Origin of the sequence: Streptomyces sp. NPDC005791 (assembly GCF_042871485.1) — a bacterium.
GTDB lineage: Bacteria > Actinomycetota > Actinomycetes > Streptomycetales > Streptomycetaceae > Streptomyces.
Genome location: NZ_JBIAIP010000019.1, coordinates 88,288 through 94,789 on the forward strand (window position 1 = coordinate 88,288; position 6,502 = coordinate 94,789).

The 6,502-nt window shown below is 70.6% G+C and carries 6 protein-coding genes and 1 pseudogene; 6 read left to right on the top strand and 1 reads right to left on the bottom strand.

The genetic code is table 11. The features are described from left to right. The first annotated feature begins 59 nt into the window (after positions 1-59). The 4 genes from ACFYSH_RS30175 (at position 60) to ACFYSH_RS30190 (ending at position 3,434) form a co-directional block, all read left to right on the top strand. Positions 60-623 carry a hypothetical protein gene (locus ACFYSH_RS30175; protein WP_359474083.1) on the top strand — a complete coding sequence of 188 codons (564 nt, stop codon included), beginning with the start codon at positions 60-62 and terminating at the stop codon, positions 621-623. Between the two features lie 112 nt (positions 624-735). Next, positions 736-2,367 carry an apolipoprotein N-acyltransferase gene (lnt, locus tag ACFYSH_RS30180; RefSeq protein ID WP_359474086.1) on the top strand — a complete coding sequence of 544 codons (1,632 nt, stop codon included), beginning with the start codon at positions 736-738 and terminating at the stop codon, positions 2,365-2,367. A gap of 23 nt (positions 2,368-2,390) precedes the next feature. Further along, positions 2,391-2,870, top strand: a complete 480-nt coding sequence (locus ACFYSH_RS30185; protein ID WP_388756545.1) for an NUDIX domain-containing protein — start codon at positions 2,391-2,393, stop codon at positions 2,868-2,870. Positions 2,871-3,020: 150 nt separating this feature from the next. Next, a complete protein-coding gene (locus ACFYSH_RS30190; protein WP_359474092.1) occupies positions 3,021-3,434 on the top strand; it encodes an SLATT domain-containing protein in 414 nt (137 codons plus the stop codon). 259 nt (positions 3,435-3,693) lie between these two features. Here the strand turns inward: ACFYSH_RS30190 and ACFYSH_RS30195 are convergent, their stop codons facing one another. Next, positions 3,694-4,734, bottom strand: a complete 1,041-nt coding sequence (locus tag ACFYSH_RS30195; RefSeq protein ID WP_359474095.1) for an NAD(P)-dependent alcohol dehydrogenase — start codon at positions 4,732-4,734, stop codon at positions 3,694-3,696. A 169-nt stretch (positions 4,735-4,903) separates the two neighbouring features. Between ACFYSH_RS30195 and ACFYSH_RS30200 the strand changes: the two genes are divergently transcribed. Both ACFYSH_RS30200 and ACFYSH_RS30205 read left to right on the top strand, forming a co-directional pair. Beyond that, positions 4,904-5,851 carry a helix-turn-helix transcriptional regulator gene (locus ACFYSH_RS30200; protein WP_359474098.1) on the top strand — a complete coding sequence of 316 codons (948 nt, stop codon included), beginning with the start codon at positions 4,904-4,906 and terminating at the stop codon, positions 5,849-5,851. Positions 5,852-6,275: 424 nt separating this feature from the next. Beyond that, positions 6,276-6,502 (top strand): annotated as a pseudogene (locus ACFYSH_RS30205) (1,3-beta-glucanase); the annotation flags it as partial.

Consider the following 6,502-nt stretch of genomic DNA (forward strand, 5'->3'; position numbering starts at 1 on the left):
GCGTAACCGGGGCAACGCAGTCCCTCCGAGCCGCGCGGAACGTGGGTACGCTGCTTGACATGACGGACCACTCCGGCAATCAGCGGCACGGTTCGAGCCAGGCCCCGAGCACGGTCTGGACGGGACGGGCCACCAATCGCTTCCAGTGGCTGCTCGCGGCCGCCGGGGCAGGGTGCCTGGCACTCGGTATCGAACTCGCTGTCGACTCGGCCTGGGGCGGCGGCTTCGCCCCGCTGCTCATGTCCGTCATCGGCTGTGTCGCCGCCGGGCTCCTGATCCTCTTCGGGACCCTCGCCTTCGTGCACGTGGCCGTCAAGGTCGACGGTGACGCGCTCGAGGTGCGCTGCGGACACGCCGGGCTGCCCAGGCGCCGGATCCTGCTCACCCATGTGGTGGGCGCGGACTTCGCACCCAAGGTCACTCCGCGCCACTGGGGCGGCTGGGGCTACCGCTGGCGCCCCGACCAGGGCACGGCCGTCGTCGTGCGCCGGGGTGAGGGACTTGTACTCCGGCTGGGGGACGGCAGGAGCTTCACCGTCACGGTGGACGACGCGGAGGCCGCCGTACGCTTCATCCGGGAGCGCCTGCACCTCACACCCACCGGGAAGACCCCGGGATCCTGAGCCACGGGCCGCAGGGGAAGTCACCGGGATCCTGAGTCCGGCCGGGCCCCGCTGCCCCGAGGTGGCCGGAGCGGCTGCCGCCTTCACAGCCGCTCACCGTAGACTCCGGCAGGTGAGCGCCACCATCACCATCGCCGAACCGTCGCCCGACCCCGTGTCCCGCAGCAGGGAGCTGTGGCCGCGGCTCGTCCGGCCGGCCGCAGCCGTGCTGTCCGGTGCCCTGCTCTACGCGAGCTTCCCGCCCCGCCCCCTGTGGTGGCTGGTACTGCCCGGCTTCGCCCTGCTGGGGTGGGTCCTGACCGCACGCGGGCTGCGCGCGGCACTGGGCCTCGGCCTCCTCGCGGGACTCGGCTTCATGCTGCCGCTGCTGCACTGGACGGGCGAGGAGGTCGGCCCCGTTCCATGGCTCGCTCTCGCGTTCGCCGAAGCGCTGTTCATCGCCGTCGGCTGCGTCGGTGTCGCCGCGGTCTCGCGACTCCCGTACTGGCCCGTCTGGGCAGCGGCGGTGTGGACCCTGGACGAGGCGCTCCGGGCCCGGGCCCCGTTCGGCGGCTTCCCCTGGGGCAAGATCGCCTTCGGCCAGGCCGACAGCGCCTTCCTGCCGCTCGCCGCGGTGGGAGGCACCCCGCTGCTCTCGTTCGCCGTAGTGCTGTGCGGTTTCGGATGCCTGGAAGCGGTCCGGCAGGTCCGCCGCTACCGCACCACCGGCACCGTGCCCCGCGCCGCCGTCGTCGCGGCGGCCGTCACCGTCGCCGCGCCGGTCGCCGCCGCACTGGCGGCCCTCCCGCTCGTGGACGACTCACCCGAGGACGGCACTGCCACGGTCGCCGCGATCCAGGGCAACGTGCCGCGCCTCGGCCTCGATTTCAACTCCCAGCGCCGGGCCGTCCTGGACAACCACGCGAACCGGACGGAGCAGCTCGCCCAGGACGTGGAAGCGGGCAAGGTGCCCCAGCCCGACTTCGTCCTGTGGCCGGAGAACTCGTCCGACCTCGATCCGTACCGCAATGCCGACGCCCGCGAGGCCATCGACCGGGCCGTGCGGGCCATCGGCGCTCCCACGGTCATCGGCGCCGTCCTCACCCCAGACACCGGCCCTCTCCGCAACACCCTGATCCAGTGGGACCCGGAGAGCGGCCCCGTGGACACGTACGACAAGCGGCACATCCAGCCGTTCGGCGAGTACATGCCGATGCGGTCCGTCGCACGGATCTTCAGCAAGGACGTCGACCGGGTGCAGCGGGACTTCGGCCCCGGCAACAAGGTCGGCGTGTTCGACCTGGCGGGCACGAAGGTCGGGCTCGTGACCTGTTACGAGGCAGCGTTCGACGACGCCGTACGCGACACCGTCGAAGACGGCGGACAGCTGATCGCCGTGCCGAGCAACAACGCGACCTTCGGGCGCAGCGAGATGACCTATCAGCAGCTGGCGATGAGCCAGGTGCGGGCGGTCGAGCACGGGCGGTCCGTCGTCGTGCCCGTCACCAGCGGCGTCAGCGCGGTGATCCGGCCGGACGGCACGATCGTGGAGAAGACGAAGATGTTCACCCCGGACGCCCTGGTCGACGAGGTGCCCCTGCGGTCCTCGCTCACGCCCGCCACCCGGCTCGGGGCCCTGCCGGAGGGCGTCCTGGCGCTGCTCGCCGTGGCAGGACTCGGCTGGGCCACTGCCACGTCGGTGCGGGCGAGGAAGGCGCGCAAGGACCCGGCGGCCGGTCCGGAGACGGTCCATGCCGCCGCATGATTCCGTTCGCATAGGCTCCTCGTATGGCTACTCCAGACTTCATCCGCGACATCCGCGCCACCGCGGGGCACCAGCTGCTCCTGCTGCCGGGAGTCACCGCCGTCGTCTTCGACGACGAGGGCCGGGTGCTGCTCGGCCGGCGGGCGGACACCGGTAGGTGGTCGGTCATCGGCGGTATCGGCGAGCCCGGTGAGGAACCGGCGCTGACGGCGGAGCGCGAGGTGTACGAGGAGACCGCGGTGCGGTGCGTCGCGGAGCGGGTCGTGCTCACCCAGGCGTTGAAGCCGGTGCAGTACGCCAACGGCGACCGGTGTCAGTACCTCGACATCACCTTCCGCTGTCGGGCCACCGGCGGCGAGGCCCGGGTCAACGACGACGAGTCGTTGGAAGTCGCCTGGTTCGACGTCGACGCGCTGCCGCCGCTGAGCGAGTTCTCGCTGTTCCGGATCAAGCAGTCTCTCACGGACGGCCCCACCTGGTTCGCGCGCACCGCCGAGGCCTGACGGCCTGCGGTCTCGCCGATGAGGGTGGCCCGGTCGGGCGGCGGGCGGATACTGTGGGTCGTCGGCGCCGAAGCTCCTCGACTCCTGGGGGATGCCGGGAAGTTGCCGTGAGGAGGGAGACCGTCGGTGCCCCCGGCAAGCGTAGATCCGGTGCTGGAGCATGCCCTCAGAGACCTGGCCTGGTACGAGCGCGTCACGAGACGGTCCCGGCGATGGTCCGCGGGTACGGAGCTGACCGGTTTGGTCACCGGGGCAGGGACGGTCGTCGCCGCGGGTATGCAGGCTCCCGCCGCCATCACCGCCTCCCTCGCAGGTGTCGCACTCTTCATCGGCGGGTTCCGCCAGGTCTTCAACCACGCGGAGCGACACGTACAGGCCGCGGAGGCGTGGTCGCGACTACGGCTGGCTGTTCAGCGCTACACCCTGACCGCTGAAGCCGAGCGGAGCGCCGACACACGGCAGCGCCTTCTGGAGGAGGTCGAAGCCGTCGCGCAGACGGAGCTGCGGAGCTGGGCCCAGAGCCGCCGCCTCGCGCAGCCCCCCGGCGGCCAGGCGCTTCCCTAGTGCCGCGTCAGTCAGGGTTTGCCCGTCAAGGAGCGGCGTCAGGTGCGTGCTATCGGTGTGCCGGCCGGAAGCCCTTGTACTGGATGTACTCGGGCTTTCGGCCGGTGCGGCGAGAGTGCGTGCCTGGCGTCGCGACGGGGCGAACCTTGGCTGATGCGGCACTAGCCACGCCGTCACCGGACGGGCCCCGAAGCCCACCGCACCCCTGTGACCCACCTGCGCGCAGGTGGGTCACAGGGGTGGTTTCCCGATGGCGCGATCAGATCGTTGCCGCGTCGATCACGAACCGGTACCGCACGTCGCTGTTCAGCACACGCTCGTACGCCTCGTTGATCTCGGCCGCGCCGATCAGTTCGATCTCCGCGCCGAACCCGTGCTCGGCGCAGAAGTCCAGCATCTCCTGGGTCTCCTGGATGCCGCCGATACCGGACCCGGAGAGGGACTTACGGCCGCCGATCAAAGAGAACAGGTTGACGGAGATGGGCTCCTCCGGGGCGCCGACGTTCACCAGCGCACCGTCCGTCTTGAGGAGGGAGAGGTAGGCGCCGAAGTCCAGCGGTGCGGACACCGTGGACAGGATGATGTCGAACGTGCCGGCCAGCTCCTCGAAGGTCTTCGGGTCGCTGGTGGCGTAATAGTGGTCGGCGCCGAGCTTCAGCCCGTCGTCCCGCTTGCGCAGGGACTGCGAGAGCACGGTCACCTCCGCACCGAGCGCGTGCGCGATCTTGACGCCCACGTGGCCGAGGCCGCCCATGCCGAGGACGGCGACCTTCTTGCCGGGACCGGCGTTCCAGTGCCGCAGCGGGGAGTACGTGGTGATTCCCGCGCAGAGCAGCGGCGCTGCCTCGTCCAGCGACAGTCCGTCGGGGATACGCACGGTGTAGTTCTCGTCCACGACGATCTGTGTGGAATAGCCGCCGTAGGTGGGATCGCCGTTCTTGTCGAGGGCGTTGTACGTGCCGATGTTGCCCTGGGCACAGTACTGCTCGAGGCCGGCTACGCAGTTGTCGCACGCGCGGCAGGAGTCGACCATGCAGCCCACACCCACGCGGTCGCCCACGGCGAACTTGGTGACGCCGGGGCCGGCCTCGGTGACGATTCCGGCGATCTCGTGGCCCGGCACCATCGGGAATATGCCCTCGCCCCAGCCGTCGCGCGCCTGGTGGATGTCCGAGTGGCAGATGCCGGCGAACTTGATGTCGATCAGGACGTCGAACTCGCCGACCGCGCGACGCTCGATGGTGGTGCGCTCCAGCGGGGCCTTGGCGGAAGGTGCGGCGTACGCAGCGACAGTGGTCATGGGGGGCTCCTAAGGAGTGGTCCTGCGCCCGGCAGCTTCCGGTCCGGGCACGCCGTCCAGCGTGCCCCACGAGCGTGACTTCACCCAGGCCACGGTTGTGCCTACGACCAGCGGTCCTACTACCGGCGGGGACAGGCTGGTGTGCGTACGACCGTGGATACTGGGCCCTATGGACGACGAGCAGCCTGTACGCGAGCGGCGGTCCGTCGGCGGCCCCGGGCCCGGTGGTGCCGGAGGGCACGCCCTCGACCGGCGCGCCGAGCTCAGCGAATTCCTCCGCAGCCGGCGTGCCCGGCTCAAGCCGGAGGACGTGGGTCTGCCCGACTTCGGGCGGCACCGCCGGGTCCCGGGGCTCCGCCGGGAGGAGCTGGCCCAGCTGGCCGGAGTGTCCGTGGCGTACTACACACGTCTTGAGCAGGGCAACGGCCAGAACGTGTCCGGGGAGGTGCTGGGTGCGATCGCGTCCGCGCTGAGGCTGACGGACGCCGAGCAGGCGCACCTCACACACCTTGCGAAGCCCAAGCAGCACAGGAAGAAGCCGTCGGCGCGGCAGCAGCGGGTGCGGGGGTCCCTCTGCCAGCTCCTCGAGACCATGGACGGGGTTCCCGCGTACGTCACCGGACGGCGTTCGGAGATCCTGGCCTGGAACCGGATGGCAGGGGCGGTCTTCGGTGACTGGTCGGAGCTGCCGCCGCAGGAGCGGAACTGGGCGCGGCTGGTGTTCCTGAAACCGGAGTACCGCGAGCTGTTCGTGGAGTGGGACCAGAAGGCGTCGGACATCGTCAGCTACCTGAGGATGGACGCGGGCTGCCACCCGGACGACCCTCGTCTCTCCGCGCTCGTCGGTGAGCTGTCGGTGAAGAGCGACGAGTTCCGGCGGCTGTGGGCCCGGCACGACGTCAAGGAGAAGAGCCACGGTGTCAAGCGTCTGCACCACCCCTTGGCGGGCGAGCTGGCGCTCTCCTACGAGACGTTCGCCCTGCCCGACGACGCCGAGCAGTCCGTGGTCGCCTATCACGCCGAACCAGGGTCGGCGTCGGCGGAGGCGCTGCGCCTGCTCGCGAGTTGGGGCACCGACGCGACGCGGGCCGGTACGTCCGTTTCCGGGCAGTCGTGAGCCGGACGGCTCCTTCCCGCCGCCCTTCGACCGGCGCTGACACCGGGGCGCCGGAACTCGTGCCGCACACGCGCGACCGGTGCGTGGCGGAATCCAGCCAACGCGTCGCCGACGGATCGGTGTCCAGAGCGCGAGGGTGATCGCGCACCGGGCCGACGTGGGTTGCCGAGGGGCGCCTCGGGGGCGGTACGGAGCTGATCGGTGGTAGAGCCCTTTCAGCCATACACCGTTGGCGTCGAGAGGTGTACGCGTCTCCGGTCTATACCAAACCCTTGACAGGCTGGGCGTTAATTTCTTAAATCACGGTGTGAAGTAAGAGCCGTCTTTCTTCGGCCTCCCCGCCCGTCGGGGAGGGCTCGCGCTCCCGCCCGTCCTGGCTCTGACATGCCCATGTCAGTCCACCACCCTCCCTGAAGGGAGAGGCATGAGATCCCCACGCTTGCCTCGGCGCCTGGTCCTGTCCGTCGTCATGGCACTCGGCCTCGCCACACTCTCCACCGGACTGGCGCAGAGCGCGCCCACGCCGGTGACCACGCCCGCCGCACACACGGCCTCTGCGGCCGCCGTCACGTTCGCCGACGAGTTCGACGGGCCCGCCGGCTCCGCCGTCGACGGCGGCAAGTGGCAGACCGAGACCGGCGACAACGTCAA